The organism is Flavobacterium sp. TS_SC_5, assembly GCF_056156265.1.
Genome location: NZ_CM149588.1, coordinates 762,475 through 781,375, shown reverse-complemented (window position 1 = coordinate 781,375; position 18,901 = coordinate 762,475). Strand labels below are relative to the sequence as shown.

The 18,901-nt window shown below is 35.6% G+C and carries 13 protein-coding genes and 1 pseudogene; 9 read left to right on the top strand and 5 right to left on the bottom strand.

What is annotated here, in order from left to right:
* The first annotated feature begins 117 nt into the window (after positions 1-117).
* Genes AC0J6S_RS03455 through dusB form a run of 3 tightly spaced genes read left to right on the top strand, consistent with a single transcriptional unit; the run spans position 118 to position 3,175 of the window.
* Complete coding sequence (locus AC0J6S_RS03455; protein WP_474955447.1) at positions 118-1,398, top strand: putative DNA modification/repair radical SAM protein; 1,281 nt, start codon at positions 118-120, stop codon at positions 1,396-1,398.
* Positions 1,376-2,143, top strand: a complete 768-nt coding sequence (locus AC0J6S_RS03450) for a TIGR03915 family putative DNA repair protein (RefSeq protein WP_474955446.1) — start codon at positions 1,376-1,378, stop codon at positions 2,141-2,143. The genes AC0J6S_RS03455 and AC0J6S_RS03450 overlap by 23 nt, the downstream gene beginning before the upstream one ends.
* A gap of 39 nt (positions 2,144-2,182) precedes the next feature.
* On the top strand, positions 2,183-3,175 hold the full coding sequence (dusB, locus tag AC0J6S_RS03445) for a tRNA dihydrouridine synthase DusB (RefSeq protein ID WP_474955445.1): 993 nt from the start codon (positions 2,183-2,185) through the stop codon (positions 3,173-3,175).
* Between the two features lie 119 nt (positions 3,176-3,294).
* Here the strand turns inward: dusB and AC0J6S_RS03440 are convergent.
* A pseudogene (locus tag AC0J6S_RS03440) lies at positions 3,295-4,493 on the bottom strand (ABC transporter permease).
* A 3-nt stretch (positions 4,494-4,496) separates the two neighbouring features.
* Positions 4,497-4,889: a 30S ribosome-binding factor RbfA gene (rbfA, locus tag AC0J6S_RS03435; RefSeq protein WP_091166278.1), complete on the bottom strand. Its 393-nt coding sequence runs from the start codon at positions 4,887-4,889 to the stop codon at positions 4,497-4,499.
* A gap of 241 nt (positions 4,890-5,130) precedes the next feature.
* Here rbfA and AC0J6S_RS03430 point away from each other — a divergent pair, with 241 nt between their 5' ends.
* The 6 genes from AC0J6S_RS03430 (at position 5,131) to AC0J6S_RS03405 (ending at position 15,436) form a co-directional block, all read left to right on the top strand.
* Positions 5,131-8,835 carry a UvrD-helicase domain-containing protein gene (locus AC0J6S_RS03430; RefSeq protein ID WP_474955444.1) on the top strand — a complete coding sequence of 1,235 codons (3,705 nt, stop codon included), beginning with the start codon at positions 5,131-5,133 and terminating at the stop codon, positions 8,833-8,835.
* A gap of 46 nt (positions 8,836-8,881) precedes the next feature.
* Positions 8,882-10,075 (top strand): glycine C-acetyltransferase, encoded by a 1,194-nt coding sequence (kbl, locus tag AC0J6S_RS03425; protein WP_474955443.1) that lies wholly within the window; start codon positions 8,882-8,884, stop codon positions 10,073-10,075.
* Between the two features lie 112 nt (positions 10,076-10,187).
* Positions 10,188-11,621, top strand: a complete 1,434-nt coding sequence (locus tag AC0J6S_RS03420) for an OmpA family protein (protein ID WP_474955442.1) — start codon at positions 10,188-10,190, stop codon at positions 11,619-11,621.
* A 63-nt stretch (positions 11,622-11,684) separates the two neighbouring features.
* Positions 11,685-14,462: a PD-(D/E)XK nuclease family protein gene (locus tag AC0J6S_RS03415; RefSeq protein ID WP_474955441.1), complete on the top strand. Its 2,778-nt coding sequence runs from the start codon at positions 11,685-11,687 to the stop codon at positions 14,460-14,462.
* A 54-nt stretch (positions 14,463-14,516) separates the two neighbouring features.
* On the top strand, positions 14,517-14,768 hold the full coding sequence (locus AC0J6S_RS03410) for a hypothetical protein (protein WP_474955440.1): 252 nt from the start codon (positions 14,517-14,519) through the stop codon (positions 14,766-14,768).
* Positions 14,765-15,436, top strand: coding sequence for an ATP-binding cassette domain-containing protein (locus AC0J6S_RS03405; protein WP_474955439.1), 672 nt, complete (start codon positions 14,765-14,767; stop codon positions 15,434-15,436). Before AC0J6S_RS03410 ends, AC0J6S_RS03405 begins: the two co-directional genes overlap by 4 nt.
* On the opposite strand, the gene AC0J6S_RS03400 is transcribed toward AC0J6S_RS03405, so the two are convergent.
* The 3 genes from AC0J6S_RS03400 to AC0J6S_RS03390 form a co-directional block, all read right to left on the bottom strand.
* Complete coding sequence (locus AC0J6S_RS03400) at positions 15,433-16,215, bottom strand: alpha/beta fold hydrolase (protein ID WP_474955438.1); 783 nt, start codon at positions 16,213-16,215, stop codon at positions 15,433-15,435. The genes AC0J6S_RS03405 and AC0J6S_RS03400 overlap by 4 nt on opposite strands.
* 245 nt (positions 16,216-16,460) lie before the next feature.
* Positions 16,461-17,261 carry a TIGR00266 family protein gene (locus AC0J6S_RS03395; protein WP_474955437.1) on the bottom strand — a complete coding sequence of 267 codons (801 nt, stop codon included), beginning with the start codon at positions 17,259-17,261 and terminating at the stop codon, positions 16,461-16,463.
* Between the two features lie 263 nt (positions 17,262-17,524).
* Positions 17,525-18,817 carry an aminopeptidase P family protein gene (locus tag AC0J6S_RS03390; RefSeq protein WP_474955436.1) on the bottom strand — a complete coding sequence of 431 codons (1,293 nt, stop codon included), beginning with the start codon at positions 18,815-18,817 and terminating at the stop codon, positions 17,525-17,527.
* Between the last annotated feature and the right edge of the window lie 84 nt (positions 18,818-18,901).

Here is an 18,901-nt window from a genome sequence, read left to right as displayed (position 1 = left end):
AATCGATTGTTATACTTAGTATTACTTTTTTTCGAGTGTTAATTAACTCAAAATAAAACTATAACAAGTGTTTTTATAATTAACTTTGCCTTCCTTTAAAATTAAAATATACTTCATTTGAACTTCGATAAAATCAAAGAAAAATTAGAAATTCTAGCCGACGCAGCTAAATATGATGTGTCATGTTCCTCTAGTGGCGGCAATCGTAAAAACACTAATAAAGGACTTGGCGATTCATCCAGTTCGGGGATTTGTCATACGTACACGGAGGATGGACGTTGTGTTTCGTTATTAAAAATTTTATTGACAAATTTTTGTATTTACGATTGTGCCTATTGCGTTACTCGAAAAAGTAATGACATTCAGCGGGCCGCTTTTACCGTAGAAGAAGTAGTTGATTTGACTATTAATTTTTACCGAAGAAATTATATCGAAGGGCTTTTTTTAAGTTCTGGAATTTTTAAAAATGCCGATTATACCATGGAACGTTTGGTTCGTGTGGCCAAAAAATTACGGTTAGAGCATAATTTTAACGGATATATTCACTTGAAAAGTATTCCTGGAGCGAGTGATGAATTGATGCGCGAAGCCGGATTATATGCCGATAGGTTGAGTATGAATCTAGAAATCCCTACTGAATCTGGACTAAAATTATTGGCTCCAGATAAAAATCATCAAGACATGATTAAGCCGATGCGTTTTGTAAAAAACGAATTGATTCAATATAAAGAAGAAAAGAAAAAATTTAAAAGCACACCCAAATTTGCTCCAGCTGGTCAAAGTACCCAAGTAATTGTTGGTGCAACACAGGAAAATGATTTTCAAATCATTCAGGTTGCGGATCACTTTTATAATAATTTTAATCTGAAACGAGTGTATTATTCGGGTTATGTTCCGGTTTCTAACGATGCTAGATTGCCGGCAATTGGCGCTCAAGTTCCTTTGGTTCGCGAAAACAGACTTTACCAAGCCGATTGGCTGATGCGTTTTTATGGCTTTAAAGCCAATGAAATTCTCGAAAAAAACAATCCGTTTCTCGATTTAGAAGTCGACCCAAAAATGGGCTGGGCGTTGCGAAACATTATCCAATTTCCGGTAATTATCCAGAATGCGCCTCTAGAAATGATTTTGCGTGTTCCAGGAATCGGAGTTAAATCGGCACATAAAATTGTATATGCAAGACGATTCCAAAACTTGACAATGGAACATCTAAAAAAAATTGGTGTTTCGGTCAACAGAGCTAAATATTTTATATCGGTAAGCAATGAAAATACCCATTTAAAATTCTTGAACGCCCTGAATTTAAAGGAAATTATTTTGGGTGACATTAAATCCAAGTTTGAGAAACCGTTTGATAATCAATTATCATTACTCAATGACACAACTTTCTTACGATAATACTTTTGAAGGCTTATTGACTGCGGTTTTCGAAATTTATGAATACAAATATCCAGAACCAAGAATCAGTAAAAAAGACGATCTTCAGCAGAATTTATTCGCCGAAAAAATAGAAATCACTACTGATGTTTCTAAATCGGACAGGGTGATTAAAAAACTCAATGCACAAATTGGAAGTGATGGTGTTCGTTGTATTATTTGGGCTTTTCTCTCCGAAAAACCAGCTGTCGAAGATGTGATTTTCGATGTAATTAATTACGCGGTTCAAAATCCTACTATTAATATCATGAAGGATTTTTCGAATGAAAGTGTCTTGCAAATTTCTCAAATTACTAAAAATGTTGGTCGTGAGAAGCATCGAATGGAAGCTTTTATTCGGTTCGAACAATTGAAAGACGGCATTTATTTTGCCAAAATTGATCCTGATTTTGATGTTTTAACGTTGATAATTAGACATTTTAAAAATCGGTACCAAGATCAAAAATGGATTATTTATGACTTACGACGAAAATATGGTGTGTATTATGATTTGAATGATGCCGAAATTGTGATGATGGACTTAGACATCAAATCATTGGAAGATAAAAACAATCAAGTCTTCTCGGATACTGAAATCAATTATCAAAAACTATGGTGGGAATATTTTGATCATACCAATATAAAAGAACGAAAAAACACCAAGCTGCACGTTCAACATGTTCCCAAACGCTACTGGAAATACCTAACCGAAAAGAAAATGTTTTAGACTTGCTAACATTTCCGTATTTTTGCAAAAAAAATTACCTTGATTAAAATAGGCGACATAGAATTACCAGATTTCCCTTTACTTCTTGCACCTATGGAAGATGTGAGCGATCCTCCTTTTCGTAGATTGTGCAAAATGCACGGTGCTGATATGATGTATTCTGAATTTATATCTTCAGAAGGTTTAATTCGTGACGCCATCAAAAGCCGAATGAAATTAGACATTTTTGATTATGAACGTCCAGTTGGAATCCAAATTTTTGGCGGAGACGAAGAAGCTATGGCGTTGTCTTCAAAAATTGTTTCCACGGTAAACCCAGATATAATCGATATTAATTTTGGATGTCCTGTCAAAAAAGTGGTTTGCAAAGGTGCTGGAGCTGGAGTTCTCAAAGACGTTGATTTAATGATTCGCTTAACACAAGCTGTTATTGATAGTACACATTTACCGGTAACCGTAAAAACCCGTTTGGGTTGGGATGACAATTCTATTAATATTGATGAGGTTGCGGAGCGTTTGCAAGACATTGGTGTAGCCGCATTAAGTATACACGCCAGAACTCGTGCCCAAATGTATAAAGGTCATTCTGACTGGTCGCATATCGCCCGTGTGAAAAATAATCCTAGAATTACGATGCCAATTTTCGGCAACGGTGATATCGATTCTCCCGAAAAAGCATTACAATACAAAAATGAATACGGCATCGACGGAATCATGATTGGTCGCGCCGCGATTGGTTATCCTTGGATTTTTGACGAAATAAAGCATTACTTCAAAACGGGAGAACATTTGGCAAAACCAACTGTTATCGATAGAGTAGAAGCAGTGAGAAATCACTTGACTTGGGCCATGGAATGGAAAGGCGAACGATTAGGAATTGTGGAAACGCGTCCTCATTATACGAATTATTTCAAAGGAATTCATTCTTTTAAACCCTTCAAACAACAATTGGTAACCTTAGATCGCCCTGAAGAATTATTTGCTGCTTTAGATGAAATCGAAGAAGCTTATGCAGGATACGAAGTAGTGTAGTCATTAAATATTAATCCTCTTTTACCGCAAATTTGCGAATTTATAGTTCGTTATAGTTCAAAACCAACTGTAAATTTTAATATATATATTAAAAAAAATTGCGAATTAGCGGTAAAAAATTACTCCAACAACTTCTTGCTCACGCGGCTACTTGCAATTAAGGAAGCAACAAAGCCAAGCGTAACAATAGTCCCCATAACAATAAGTACATTTTCGAGAGAGAAAATTACGGGATACGCTAGTGTAGGAGTTATCATAACCAACTGAAAATATTCTTGTAACAATACGATTATAATTCCTAGAGCCAAGCCAATAATTCCACCTAAAACACTCAGTAAAGTGCCTTGGAGCATAAATATTTTTCGTAAATCCTTGATTTCAGTTCCCAGATTAAAAAGGGTTTTTAGGTTTCCTTTTTTGTCTAAAATCATCATGATCAATGCACCAATCAAGTTAAAAAGCGCCACAACAATCACTAAAGTAAATATTAAATATACCGCAATATTCTCTGTATTCAACATTTTATACAGCGATTCGTTGAGTTGTGCCCTGTTTTTTACGGAGATTTTATTGTTGAAAATGGTTTGAAGTTGCTCTGTAATGGCACTTTCGTCAGCATCGGCATTCGTCTTGATCTCAATCCCGGAAACCTGATTGGGTTTGTATTCTAGTAATTCTTGGCGAAACCTAGATCTGCAAAAACATATTTCGAATCAAGGTCGTCGCTAATGGCATAAATCCCAACAGGAATTAGATCTGTTTTGTTAAAAGCTTCTTCCGGATTTTCGATAGCGCCTTTTCCTGGTTTTGGTACTAAAACCTCTAATTGATTATTAAAATCAAGCAATCCCATGGAGAATTTTTGGGAAATTCCATAACCTACCACTACTTGATATGTATCCGGTTTCAGCCACTGCCCGTTGAAAAGTTTTTTCTCGATAGCATTAACTTTGCTGAAATTAGAATCAACACCTTTCAGGTAAGTAACTTCTTGCTTACCGTCAAAAGTAAATAAAACACGTTCCTCAATAATTTTAGAATACGAAACTAATCCGTCAATTTTCTTGATTTGGCTTTCCTGATTTGGAGAAATTAAAAAAGATTTTCCCAGAGTGCTGCTTATTTTTAAATCTGGATCAATGTCATTTGTAAACGAAAGACTGAAAACTTTTAATCCGCTAAAAACAGATAAAACCACAAACAAAGCCATCGCGCCAACAATAACTCCCATGCTGGCAATGCGATTGATGATGTTTATAGCATTATTTTTACTATTGCTAAGAATGTAGCGTTTGGCTATGTAAAGGGGAAAATTCAAATTTTATTGAAATCTGCGTTTGTCCAAAAGATCTCTGTTTTCAATAGGATTATCTCTATTGGCTAGCGCATTGTCAATTTTTTCAATGTAATCTAAAGAGTCGTCAATAAAGAAAACCAAATTGGGAACTTTTCTTAATTGCAAACGAACACGTTGTGATAAATCATGCTTAATATTTTTAGCATTGGACTTAACCGCCTCTAAAATCTCTTTTGCTTTTTCCTGAGGAAAAACACTTAAATGTACCGTCGCTACTGATAAATCTGTAGTCACAGTAACCTTGGATACCGAAATGATTAAATTAGCCAATCCGTTTTTTCTCACTTCACCTTGCAGAATATCAACCAAATCTTTTTGGATAACCCCACCTATTTTTTTCTGTCTATTTGTTTCCATGCTGCAAAAATACTACTTTTAAGTTTTATCCCGAAGTTTCGGGGCAAATTTTAAAAGTAACCTATTAATACTTCTGTTTTTAGAAGCTATTTCCTGCTGTACGCTATATCTTTCCCGCCATCCCGAAGCTTCGGGACGGCAGGAAAGGATACCGCTACCATCAGGGCTAGGGATTTGGGAAATTAGAACGCTAATTCTAAATCAGAAATCTAAAATCGTTAATCAGAAATCTAAAAACGTAATGCAAAGACCTTCATTCTCCATATACGACGCATCGGCCGGCTCCGGAAAAACCTATGCGCTTGTCAAAGAATACCTCAAAATTATTCTTGTCGCGCCAAAAAATGATGCCTACCGCAATATTCTCGCCATTACGTTTACCAATAAAGCGGTTCACGAAATGAAAAGCCGAATCGTAGGGAGTCTTTCTGAATTTGCGAAAGATGAGCCTAGCGAGAAAGCTCAGGATTTAATGCAGGATTTAGTGAACGGAAAACGAAATGAAAATAATCCTGAAGAATGGAGCGAAGAACCAATAGGACTTTCGATTTTCCAAATCAAAACTAAATCACAGCAAATCATCAAGCACATTATTCACAATTATGCTGCTTTTGATATTTCGACCATTGATAAATTTACGCATAAAGTGATTCGAGCTTTTGCGCACGATTTAAATTTACCTATGACTTTTGAAGTCACTTTAGATACTGAAAATTTATTGATTGAAGCCGTCGATGCTATCATTGCTCAAGCAGGAGAAGATCAAACATTAACTAAGCTCCTCATTGATTTCACGATGGAAAAAACTGATGATGATAAATCTTGGGATATTTCACGTGAAATTCTTGAAACAGGTCGTTTGGTTCTCAACGAAAACAATAGAAACGAAATCACGCATTTTCAAGATAAATCTATCGCTGAGTTTGTCGAAATCAAAACCAAACTTTCTGAAGCGTGCAAAGACTTAGAAAAGCAAACAATTGTTTTTGCAGAAGAAGCATTGACCTTAATAGATAAAAATGGAATTGACACCAAATCTTTTTCCAGAGGCACTTTTCCAAATCATATTAATAGCATTCAGCAAGGAAAATTCAATCCTAAGAATAAAATGTTTCATGAGTTTGATGATATTGCAATCAATAAAACGGCAAAAGATCGAGCAATTATTGAGAATTTGATTCCTGAATTTTTGCAAATTTTGACTAAAGTGTACACTGCTTTCGAAAAGATAAATTTCTATAAAGCGTTCCTAAAAAACATTACGCCTTTGTCATTGCTGAATACGGTTAGTAATGAATTAGCCAAAATTCAGGAAGAACAAAATGTACTTTCTATATCGGAATTTAATGCCATTATACACCGGGAAATCCAAAATCAGCCAGCACCTTTTATATATGAACGATTAGGCGAGCGCTACCGTCATTTTTTTATTGACGAATTTCAGGATACTTCTGAAATGCAATGGCAGAACCTGATTCCGCTGATTGATAATGCGCTTTCGGGTCAGGATGATTTTGGAGTAAAAGGAACTTTGATGATTGTGGGCGACCCAAAACAATCTATTTACAGATGGCGTGGCGGAAAAGCGGAACAATTTATTGAATTAAGTAAAGACCAAAATCCGTTTAGCAATCCCGATAAAAGATTGGAACATTTAGATAAAAATTATCGGTCTTATTCGCAGATAATCGAATTTAACAATGAATTTTTCAAATTGTTATCAAATGAATTTGAGCATCCAGATTATAAAGATTTGTATGAAAATCACAGCCATCAAAAAACGAATGATAAAACAGGTGGCTACGTAAATATTTCTTTCATTCCAAAAGTAGAAACTTCGGAAGATCCCGAGACTTCGGGAGAAGAAACTTTGGATAAAACCGATTTGTATGTTTTAGCCACTTTAAACACGATTCAAAAAACGTTACAACAAGGCTTTCAATACAAAGACATTGTTATTCTGACCAGAAAACGTAGCCAGGGAATTGCGATTGCGAATTATTTGACAGAACAAGGAATTCCGCTTTTGTCATCCGAAACCTTGATGATTCAAAATGCCACCGAAGTTCGATTAATTATTCATTTACTGAAATACTTGAAAAACAGTTCTGATTTGGAATCCAAAGCAAATTTTCTTCAATATTTAGCACAAAACAGGCAGGATAAATTACCGATTCACGATTTTATTGCTCAAGGAATGGCGTTATTTCAAGAAGCTGATTTCGAAAATTGGTTAATGAGTTTTGATGTTTCGCTTTCCTTTCAAAACATTCGAAAAAAATCATTGTATGAAGCGGTGGAAACTATAATAGCAAAGTTCCTCCCCCCAGCCCCCTCCGAAGGAGGGGGTGACGAAGTGGTTAATCGTGTGGATAAAAATGGTGTAACTGATTCAAATAAATTAGGATACATGACAGGCGGAAATTATTCTCATCTTTCAATTGAAAAAGCAAAAGAAATGAAAAAAGAGCCAACGCCTGCTGAGAAAGTTCTTTGGATGGAGCTTAAATCTAAATCACTAGAAGATCATAAATTCAGGCAACAACATTTGATAGATAATTTTATTGTTGACTTTGTTTGCTTGTCAAAAAAACTGGTTGTTGAAGTAGACGGTGAATACCATTTTACTGAAGAACAAATTCAATTAGACAAAGGCAGAACAGAGATTCTAACTAAATTAGGCTATAAAGTAATGCGATTTACAAATGAGCAAGTATTAAAGAGTATTTCAGAAGTTTTAAAAGAAATTAAAAAGGAGTTAGCAATTCAAGAAGTTTTTCTAGATTCTATTGCTCCAGTTTCGTCTCCCTCCCCTTCGGGGAGGGTTGGGGAGGGGAATGCGTACGTTCAATACTTCCTAGACATTGTTCTCGAGCGCGATATTCGCAACCAAGCAGGAATTTCAGACTTCCTGAATTTCTGGGATAAAAACGCGGAGAAATTCAGTATTCCATCTCCAGAAGGAACTAATGCCGTTCGGATTATGACGATTCATAAATCGAAAGGGCTAGAGTTTCCGGTTGTGATTTTTCCTTTTGCCGAAGAAGATTATACCAGAAAACCAAAAGATAAATTATGGCTGAATGCGGAAGAACAGGATTTTGGTTTGCCAAAGGTTTTGATCGATAACAGCAGTGCGGTTGAAGGATTTGGAGAAGAAGCCGCTGAGGTTTACAATCAAAAAAAGCAGGAAGAATTATTGGATAACATCAATGTTTTATATGTTGCTTTAACGCGTGCCGAAGAACAATTGTATGTGATTTCAAATATGAATTTATCGAGTAAAGGCGAAATTCCGAAAAATAATATGTGTTCATTTTTTATTAATTATTTAGATAATAAAGTTGGGTTTGATGAAAATAAATTGGAATATGAATTTGGTAATTCGATGAAATTGTCTGCTGGAAAAGAGCATGTCGATACTTCAAAAACGATTCCTTTGGTAACGGAAATTCTGAATCCAAAGAATATAAAAATTGCGCAGCGAGAAGCATTAATGTGGGGAACGCATCAGCAGGAGGCTATTGAATATGGAAATGTGATTCATGAAATTTTATCTTTTGTAAAAACTAAAAACGATGTTGACTTGGCAATTAGAAAGTCTATTGAAGACGGATTGATAACTTTTGCTCAAAAAGAAATAGTGTTTAATACAATTCAGGAAATTGTCAATCACAGTGAACTAGAAATTTGTTTTGCCGAAGGGAATGAGGTTTTGAATGAGCAAACTATTATTCAAAAAGAGGGCAGAACCATAAAGCCGGACCGAATGGTTTTGACAAAAAATAAAGAAGTTTTGTTGCTGGATTATAAAACAGGAACACATAATGTGAAATACCAACAGCAATTAGAAAATTATCAAACAGCAATTGAATTAATGGGTTATAAAGTGACAAAAAAAGCACTTATTTACATCGGAAAAGAAATCGATGTAGTAAATTTGTAACCTTAAAAATGAATTATTCGCAAAATTAAACTTTAAAAATATAAAAATGTACGGAAAAATAAAAGAACATCTTCAAGCAGAATTACAAACTATTGAAGATAACGGAATTTTCAAAAAAGAGAGAATTATAACTTCACCTCAAGGAGCAGAAATCACTATTTCTACAGGAGAAAGTGTTTTGAATTTTTGTTCTAATAATTATCTTGGATTATCATCACATCCGGAAGTGATTCAGGCTGCTAAAGATGCTTTGGATACGCATGGTTTCGGAATGTCATCAGTTCGTTTTATATGCGGAACTCAAGACATTCACAAAACATTGGAACGAAAAATTTCTGAATTTTACGGAACAGAAGATACTATTCTTTATGCTGCCGCTTTTGATGCTAATGGAGGAGTTTTCGAACCTCTATTAGGAGAAAACGATGCGATAATTTCAGATAGCCTGAATCACGCTTCTATTATAGACGGTGTTCGCTTGTGTAAGGCGGCTCGTTATCGTTATGAAAATAGCAATATGGAAGATTTGGAACAGCAATTAATCAAGGCTACTGAAGCAGGAAGTCGTTTCAAATTGATTGTTACCGATGGAGTTTTCTCTATGGATGGTGTGGTAGCTCCGTTGGATAAAATTTGTGATTTAGCCGATAAATATGACGCAATGGTTATGGTAGATGAATGTCATGCTGCTGGATTTTTAGGAGCAACAGGAAAAGGAACGCTCGAGGCAAAAGGTGTAATGGGAAGAGTAGATATCATTACTGGGACTTTAGGGAAAGCACTTGGTGGAGCTATGGGTGGTTATACTACAGCTAAAAAAGAAATTATCGAAATATTACGTCAGCGCTCCAGACCTTATTTATTCTCAAATTCTCTTGCTCCAGCAATCGTTGGCGCTTCCATCAAAGTTTTTGAATTATTAGAAAAGGATACGACTCTACGTGATAAATTGGAATGGAATACTAATTACTTTAAAGAAGGGATGAAAAAAGCCGGTTTTGATATCATAGATGGCGATTCAGCTATCGTTCCTGTTATGCTTTACGATGCAAAATTATCCCAAACAATGGCTGATGAACTTTTAAAGAAAGGAATTTATGTTATTGGATTCTTTTTTCCAGTAGTCCCAAAGGATAAAGCAAGAATTAGAGTACAACTTTCTGCTGCCCATACAATAGAGCATTTAGACAAGGCAATTAAAGCCTTTACTGAAGTTGGAAAAACGCTGAATGTTGTATAATTCCCACTTTTAATAATGTTTGTAAGTTTTTTTTAACATTTCATTTTGTAGTTTAAAATTTACGTACTACTTTTGCATATAATTAACTAAATTGTAATTAAAAAAATTAAGTATGAAACATCTTAACAAAATTTTAGTTGCTGTGATGATGGTGATGGGTTTAAGCTCTCACGCACAAGACAGTAACAATCCTTGGGCTATCTCTTTTGGAGTTAATGCCGTTGACACTAGAACTAGTGCTGGTGGAGGACATAATTGGCTAGATCGCCATTTTTCTCAACCATTTGCTGTTAAAGACAATTGGAATATCCTTCCTTCAGTATCTTACCTTAGTGTATCTAAATACATAGGAGATAATTTCTCATTTGGACTTTCTGGTTCTGTGAACAAAATTGATAAATATGTGAAATTTGCTCCAACTGCTGTTGGTCATGATTCACGTGGATACGTTGTATCTAACCCAGGAGACTTAATGTATTATGGTATTGATGCAACTATCAGATACAGCATGATGAACTTGATCAATTCTAAAGTGATTGACCCGTCTTTATCTGTTGGTGGAGGTTATACATTTTTTGGTGATAGCAGTTACGGAACTTTAAATCCAGGTGCTGGATTAACTTTTTGGTTCACTGAAAATGTTGGTTTAGAACTTGCTACAAAATATAAAAAATCTTTTGGTGATAGAGAAGATGCAGCTGGTGTTCCAGATGCTCCATCACATTTTCAACATTCGGCTGGTCTTATCTTCAAATTTGGAGGAAAAGATACAGATGGAGATGGAATTTATGACAAAGATGATGCTTGTCCAGAAGTTGCTGGTTTGAAAGAATTCAACGGATGTCCTGACACTGACGGTGACGGTATTCAAGATAGTGCTGATGCATGTCCTGAGGTTGCTGGTTTAGCTGCATTGAATGGTTGTCCTGATACTGACGGAGATGGAATTGCTGATAAAGATGATGCTTGTCCAGAAGTTGCTGGTTTAGCTGCATTAAACGGTTGTCCAGATGCTGACGGTGATGGAATTGCTGACAAAGATGACAAATGTCCTACTGTTGCAGGTCCTAAAGAAAATGGTGGATGTCCATGGCCAGATACTGACGGAGACGGAGTGTTAGACAAAGATGACAAATGTCCTGAAGTTAAAGGTACTGTTGCAAACCAAGGTTGTCCAGAAATTACTGAAGAAGCAATTAAACAATTAAACAATTATGGTAAAACTATCTTGTTTAACTCTGGTAAATCTACTTTTCAAGCACAAACTTTCCCAGTTTTACAATCAATGGTTTCTATTTTGAAAGAATATCCATATTCTAAATTCATGGTTGAAGGTCACACGGATAGCGATGGAAGTAATGAACTTAACCAAACTTTATCTGAAAACAGAGCTGCAGCGGTTAAAAATTACTTAATTGAAAATGGTATTGCTACTGATAGATTAAGATCTACTGGTTTTGGTGAAACTAAACCAATTGATTCTAACAAAACTGCTAAAGGAAAAGCTAACAACAGAAGAGTTGAAGTTTCTTTAATTAAAGAATAATTTTTCCAAAATTTTTCTAGAAAACGCCTCGATTTATCGGGGCGTTTTTTTTATTTTTATAAAATGACAAATATTTCCTTTCTTGATAAAATAGCTTCAGTTTTAATTGATAATTATTTAGACAATCTTTCCAGTACGATTGTAGTTTTACCAAACAAACGAGCTAAAATATTCCTGATTGAAGCGTTAAAAAACCAGGTAACAACAAATATACTTGCTCCCGAAATTATAAGTATCGAGGATTTTGTTCAAAACATTGCCGGTATACGGACTATAGATCCTATTGAATTATTATTTGAATTCTACGAAGTCTACTTGTCTATTACCGATAAAGCAAACCAACAATCCTTTGAGTTATTTGCGAATTGGGCTAAAACACTGCTGCAGGACTTCAATGAAATTGACCGGTATTTATTAGAGCCGTCCCATGTTCTTTCGTATTTGAAAGATATTGAAGACATCAAAAAATGGGGAATTGAGGTTGAAAATAAAACGGCATTATTAGAGAAATATATTGATTTTTGGAAATTACTTCCCAATTATTATAAATCCCTTTATATACATTTGTTAAACAAAGGAATCGGATATCAAGGTTTGATTTATCGTGAAGCAGTTAATAACCTAAATCATTTTTCGAATTCGATACAAGGGAAACAATTCCTATTTGCTGGTTTTAACGCATTAAATGCAGCCGAAGAAAAAATAATCCAGCACCTTATCGCCTCTGATCAGGCCAAAATATATTGGGACATAGACCAAACCTTTCTAAATGATCCGTATCATGATGCAGGACTCTTTGTAAGACGTTTTAAAGAAAATTGGAAACATTATAAGCAACATCCGTTTGAATGGATTGTCAATGATTTTTCGCAGACAAAAAACATTCACGTTATTGGTACACCAAAAACAATTGGCCAAGCCAAAATCGCAGGAAGCATTATCGAGAATGTCATCAATGAATCCCGAAGCCTTGGGACTGAAGGCAAGTTGGATAAAGTGGCTGTGGTTCTAGGTGAGGAAAATCTGTTGGTTCCACTTTTATATTCTTTACCCTCTAGCGATGGTGCCTTGAATATTACGATGGGATATTCGAGTAAGAATAATCCAGCACAGATTTTAATTGCCAAATTATTTAAAATGCATACAAATGCATTATCTAGAAATGCCAAAAGTTATGTGTTGTATTACAAAGATGTATTGGATATTTTGACGCATCCTCTGGTGGAACCGTATGCAAAAACCAGCGCGCTGGTCCATACCATCAATCAAAATAATTATACTTTTATTACGCATCATAAATTGATGGAATTGAATGCAATTCCGAGCGAATTGTTTCTTCTATTATTCCAAAAATGGGAAAATGGTTCTATTCCGGTATTGCAGACTATTTCTAAATTATTGCAAACTATAAAAGAAAATTTAAGCAACGATAACGAAGAAGAGAAAATTACCAAAGCTTTTGTCTTTGCCATTTTCAAAGTCATCAATAAACTGATAAATTACTATTCGAAGCACGACCATATCGATAAAATAGAAACGCTTTATGCTATTTACAAACAAGTAATTGATTTGGCCGAAGTTTCTTTTGAAGGAGAACCGTTGAACGGTTTGCAGATTATGGGTGTTTTAGAAAGTCGTGTTTTGGATTTTGATACCGTTATTGTCACTTCGATGAATGAAGGGAAATTTCCGGCGGGAAAATCGCAAAATTCCTTTATTCCGTATGATGTGAAACGCGAACTGGGTTTGCCAACGTTCAAAGAAAAAGATGCGATTTATACTTATCATTTTTATCATTTGTTGCAACGCGCCAAAAACATTTATTTGCTTTATAATACGGAAAGTGAAGGTCTGGATGCGGGTGAAAAAAGCCGATTCATAACTCAACTTGAAGTCGAAAAGCAAAGAAATCATACCCTTACGCACGAAATTTATAACGCAGTTTTACCCGAAACAGCGTATCAACCGATGGTAATTCCAAAATCGGAAAGTGTGATGTTGCGATTGAAAGAAATTGCTGAAAAAGGTTTTTCTCCATCGGCATTGACGAGTTATATTCGGAATCCGATGCAGTTCTATTTCCAAAAGATTTTACGCATCAGTGAAGTCGAAGAAGTGGAGGAGAATATTGCATTGAATACGTTGGGAACCATTATCCATGAAACGTTGAAGGTTTTGTACGAACCATTCATCGGTAAATTTATTTCGGAAAGTGATATTCTAAACTGTTTTAAACAAATAGACGCTGAGGTTTTGAAACAGTTTAAATTGGTTTACAAAGAAGGCGAAATCAAAAAAGGACGAAATTTGCTGGCGTTTGAAGTTGCCAAACGTAATGTTTCGAATTTCCTAAAAGTAGAATTAGAAAGTATTAAAAATGGTGATGCGATAAAAATTATAGCTTTAGAACAAACTTTTGGAAGAACTTTAAATCATCCTAATTTGCCTTTTCCCGTATTGATAAAAGGAAATGTAGATAGAATTGAAGAGCGCAACGGAGTCATTCGAATTATCGATTACAAAACCGGAAAAGTTGAAAAAGCGAGTGTCACTCTGAAATCCTGGAACAGATTAACCGAAGATATTAAAAGCGATAAAATCATTCAGGTGCTGGCGTACGCTTTCATGTATGAACACGAAGCAAAAGGAAAGCCAATTGAAGCCGGAATTATCTCTTTCAAGAATTTAAAAGCTGGTTTTCTTCCGTTTAATTTTAAAGAAGACAAAGAAGTAAATTCGATTATAAATGAAGAAATTTTGAGTAATTATCTAGAACAAATGGTTCTTTTATTAAGCGAAATTTTAGATCAAAATATTCCTTTTGAAGAGAAAATAATTTAAACAAAACTCCCAATCAGAAAATTAGCCAACATCTTTGAGTTTTACAAAAGTACTTTGACGATTAACGTATCAATAAGTGCTTTAGCATGGGTTTTTGGAGGGTTTGAAACCTTCAAATACGTACTTATTATTTTTGGTTTCTGTATCAGTATTTTGATAAAAGAAGTGAATGCTAAAAATGAATATCTGTTTTATTACAATAACGGAATTTCAAAAATGCAATTGTTTGTGTATAGTTTTCTGATGAATTTTATTTTTTCAATGCTGCTGATTTTAGCTATTAATATAGTACTGAATCTTGTATGACAAAGAGTGTTTTAGAAGTAGACAGTGTTCAAAAACAGTATGATGGGAAAATCATATTTTCCGATGTGTATTTGAAATGCAAAACCACCGACATTATTGGTGTTTTAGGAAGAAATGGCTCCGGAAAATCTACTTTGTTGAAAATCATTTTTGGAATTGTAGCTGCCGACTTTAAATTTGTTCGTGTCGATGGCGTCGTGAAATCAAAGACCAGCGAGTTGCTAAATGAAATTAGTTATTTGCCCCAAGATAATTTTATTCCAAATTCATTCTCGATAAAAAAGACTATTCAATTGTCCATTAAAAAAGAGAAATTAAAGGATTTTTATGCCGATGGAATGATTCAATCGATGATAGATAAAAAAATAAAGCATTTGTCCGGCGGAGAATTACGGTATTTAGAAATTAAATTAATCCTGAATAATGCGTCAAAATTTGTTCTGTTAGATGAGCCTTATAATGGTTTATCGCCCATAATGATTGAAAAAATAAATGAATTAATCACTGCAATGTCCAGTGTAAAAGGCATCATTATCACGGATCATAACTATGAGAATGTGATTAAGGTTTCCACAAAACTAGCGTTAATGAAAGAAGGAAAAATGCACCACTTGAAAGACAAAAACGAATTGGTGGAAAAAGGCTATTTAAAATCAGGAATGATTTAGATGCTTTTGAAAAAAGCTAACAATACAATCAATAACTGGTCTTGGTTTTCAATATGACTCATGTGTCCGTCGGGAAAAGTTACTAATTTTACTGTTGTGTTTTCAATTTGTTCTTTGGTTTCTTCGTAATTCAGAACAGGATCTTTTTCGCCCAGAATCAATAATTTTGGATAAGGTGTAAGATGCAATAAGACTTCCCGATCTTGTCGTATTTTCATTCCTTCCAGTGACGCAACGATTCCTTGCAGCGGTGTTTTTAAAGCTTCTTTTTTTACTTTTTCAATTTCTGATAAAAGTCGTTCTCTATTGGATTCGCTGAATAAATTAGCGATAGAAAGTGAAACAAAATTCATAAAAGATTGTTTTACCGCTTTGATGGCGCGATCCCGATTTATTTTTCGTTCCTCGCTGTCGGCTCTTGCAGTCGAGTTTAGCAGTACCAATCCTTTTATCGTGTCTGGATACAGTTCGGCGAAAGCCAAAGCGACATAACCACCCATAGAATGCCCGACAAATATTGCTTTTCGGATGCGTAATTCCGATAAAACTGCGTGAACTGCATCGGCATTATCTTCCATTGTTTGCACATAACTCAAACATTCCGTTTCTCCATGTCCCAATAAATCTATAGTGATGACGCGGTTTTTTTTAGCAAATTCCGGAATATAAAAATCCCACATGCCTTTGTTTTCCAAGAAACCATGAAGTAAGACAATAGCGGTTCCTTTCCCGGTATCGGAATAGGAGATGTTGGTATTTTTAAAGAGAATTTGTTTCACTTTTAGTTTTTAGAGTCTGCAAAATTAGGGCTTTAATTTTTTTAAACCATATAAGGCATATAAGTTTTAAAATTGTTATGGTGAATTAGACCAAAAAGTACAAAGTGAAATTGAAAAAATATTTAAACAAAAACTGTTTTTTAACCATATAAGGAATTTAAGTTCATTTAAGCATTACCTCTATTTGTTTACATGACTTATATGGTTGAAAAACGGCTCCCATTCCTGAAAGCCGTTAATAAAACTTAAAATCGTCGATCTCCATTAAGCAAACTTCCTAATCCGCCTAATAAACTTCCTTCGTCACGACTGTTTCCGCCAGCTCTTGGTGCAGATGCGATAATTCTGTCCGCAAGTCGGCTGAAAGGCAAGGATTGTACATAAACAGTTCCCGGACCGCGAAGTGTGGCGTAAAATAATCCTTCACCACCAAATATGGAGTTCTTTATTCCGCCAATAAACTCAATATCATAAACAATATCTTTGGTAAAACCTACGATGCAACCGGTGTCGACTTTTAGTATTTCGCCTGCGGCTAATTCTTTTTTGGCTAATGTTCCACCAGTATGTACAAATGCCAGACCGTCGCCTTCTATTTTTTGCATGATGAAACCTTCGCCGCCAAACAACCCGCGACCCAGTTTTTTAGAGAATTCAATTCCCACAGAAACACCTTTGGCAGCGCAAAGGAAAGAATCTTTCTGGCAAATGAATTTTCCACCGAATTGTGTCAAGTCAATTGGGATTATTTTCCCGGGATAAGGCGATGCGAATGAAACTTTGCTTTTGGTATTGTTTTGATTGATGAACGCAGTCATAAAAAGACTTTCGCCTGTTAAAACTCTTTTTCCAGCGCTTAAAAGTTTACCGAATAATCCGTTTTCCTGTCCGGAACCGTCCCCAAAAATAGTTTCCATTTGGATATTATTGTCCATCATCATAAAACTTCCCGCTTCGGCAATTACAATTTCCTGTGGGTCCAGTTCTATTTCCACATATTGCATTTCCTCGCCGTAAATGTGGTAATCTATTTCGTGTGCTTGCATGATTTCTGTGTTTTAAGTTTTTTAAATAAGTCGGAAGCGTGATTATAAAGTTACAGCTTTAATATGAATTTTGGAATTGTAAATTTTCTCGTTGAAGCGCGCAAGGGATAGCAGCGGAAAGCCCACAGTCTCGTCTTTTTGGACGAGACGAGGACTTGTAGCGAATAGCCCGACGCAGCTGGAGTTTACGGAGGCTGGGTTGCGCCCAAAAAAAAACCGGTTCACATTGCTGTAAACCGATTTGGTTGTGTGTATTTAAGGAATTAACTGTTCATTAATTCTTCGATTTCGTCCACTTCTATTGGGATATTGCGCATCATGTTGAACGGTTCGCCGCTTTCCTGAACGATGATGTTATCCTCCAGACGGATTCCAAAACCTTCGGCAGGAATGTAAATTCCAGGCTCAACGGTGAAGACCATATTGGCTTGCATCGGTTCGGTCAGGATTCCGTAATCGTGCGTGTCTAATCCCATGTGGTGCGATGTTCCGTGCATGAAATATTTTTTGTAAGCTGGCCATTCCGGATTTTCGTTTTGCACATCGGCTGTGTCAATAAGACCTAAACCTAGCAGTTCCGAAGTCATTAATTTCCCTACTTCGATATGGTATTGTTTCCAAAGTGTACCTTTTGTCAGCATTTTGGTCGCTTCGTTTTTTACATTTAAAACAGCATTGTATACTTCTTTTTGTCTTTTGGTATACTGTCCTGAAACTGGAATCGTACGCGTCATATCACTGGAATAATTGGCATATTCAGCTGCAACATCCAGTAAAATTAAATCACCGGCTTTGCATTGTTGGTTGTTTTCGATGTAGTGCAACACATTGGCATTGTTTCCGGAAGCGATAATTGGCGTGTAAGCAAAGCCTCTGGAACGGTTGCGAATGAATTCGTGAATCAACTCGGCTTCGATTTCGTATTCGGTAACGTTTGGTTTCACGAAAGGCAATAATCTTCTAAAACCGAGTTCCGTAATATTACAGGCTTTTTGGATTAAATCCAATTCTTCGATTTCTTTTACAGAACGAAGACGTTGAAGTATCGGATTGCTTTTTGCAACAGCATGTGCCGGATATTTTTCTTTCCACCATTTTACAAAACGGGCTTCACGCGTTTCGGTTTCTACAGTGGCGCGATAATGCTCATTTGTATTGATGTAGATCGTGTCTGCATGAGTCATCATTTCGAATAATACTTTCTCAAATTCCTGCAACCAATACACGGTTCTGATTCCTGTTACTTCAAAAGCACGCTCTTTAGTCAGTTTTTCGCCTTCCCAAATTGCAATATGTTCGCTGGTTTCTTTCAAAAATACCATTTCTCTTTGGTGCTCGTATGGCGCATCCGGGAAAAGCAATAAAATGCTTTCTTCCTGATCAACTCCGCTTAAATAAAAGATGTCGCGGTGTTGAGCAAATGGCAACGTACTATCTGCAGAAACGGGGTAAATATCATTAGAGTTGAAAACAGCAACGCTTTTTGGCTTCATCTGAGCCATGAACTTTGCTCTGTTTTTTATAAATAAATCTCGGTCAATTTGGTGGTATTTCATTTGTTGATTTTTATTGTTTTATTGCAGCAAAATGCAATCTTAATGGGTGTTTTTATGGATAAATACAAATAACATTATTCAATC

Coding starts and splice junctions, on each gene's coding strand:
- AC0J6S_RS03390 (WP_474955436.1), bottom strand. CDS start 18,817: ATGAAATACCACCAAATTGACCGAGATTTATTTATAAAAAACAGAGCA.
- AC0J6S_RS03405 (WP_474955439.1), top strand. CDS start 14,765: ATGACAAAGAGTGTTTTAGAAGTAGACAGTGTTCAAAAACAGTATGAT.
- rbfA (WP_091166278.1), bottom strand. CDS start 4,889: ATGGAAACAAATAGACAGAAAAAAATAGGTGGGGTTATCCAAAAAGAT.
- kbl (WP_474955443.1), top strand. CDS start 8,882: ATGTACGGAAAAATAAAAGAACATCTTCAAGCAGAATTACAAACTATT.
- AC0J6S_RS03415 (WP_474955441.1), top strand. CDS start 11,685: ATGACAAATATTTCCTTTCTTGATAAAATAGCTTCAGTTTTAATTGAT.
- AC0J6S_RS03420 (WP_474955442.1), top strand. CDS start 10,188: ATGAAACATCTTAACAAAATTTTAGTTGCTGTGATGATGGTGATGGGT.
- AC0J6S_RS03430 (WP_474955444.1), top strand. CDS start 5,131: ATGCAAAGACCTTCATTCTCCATATACGACGCATCGGCCGGCTCCGGA.
- AC0J6S_RS03450 (WP_474955446.1), top strand. CDS start 1,376: ATGACACAACTTTCTTACGATAATACTTTTGAAGGCTTATTGACTGCG.
- AC0J6S_RS03395 (WP_474955437.1), bottom strand. CDS start 17,261: ATGCAAGCACACGAAATAGATTACCACATTTACGGCGAGGAAATGCAA.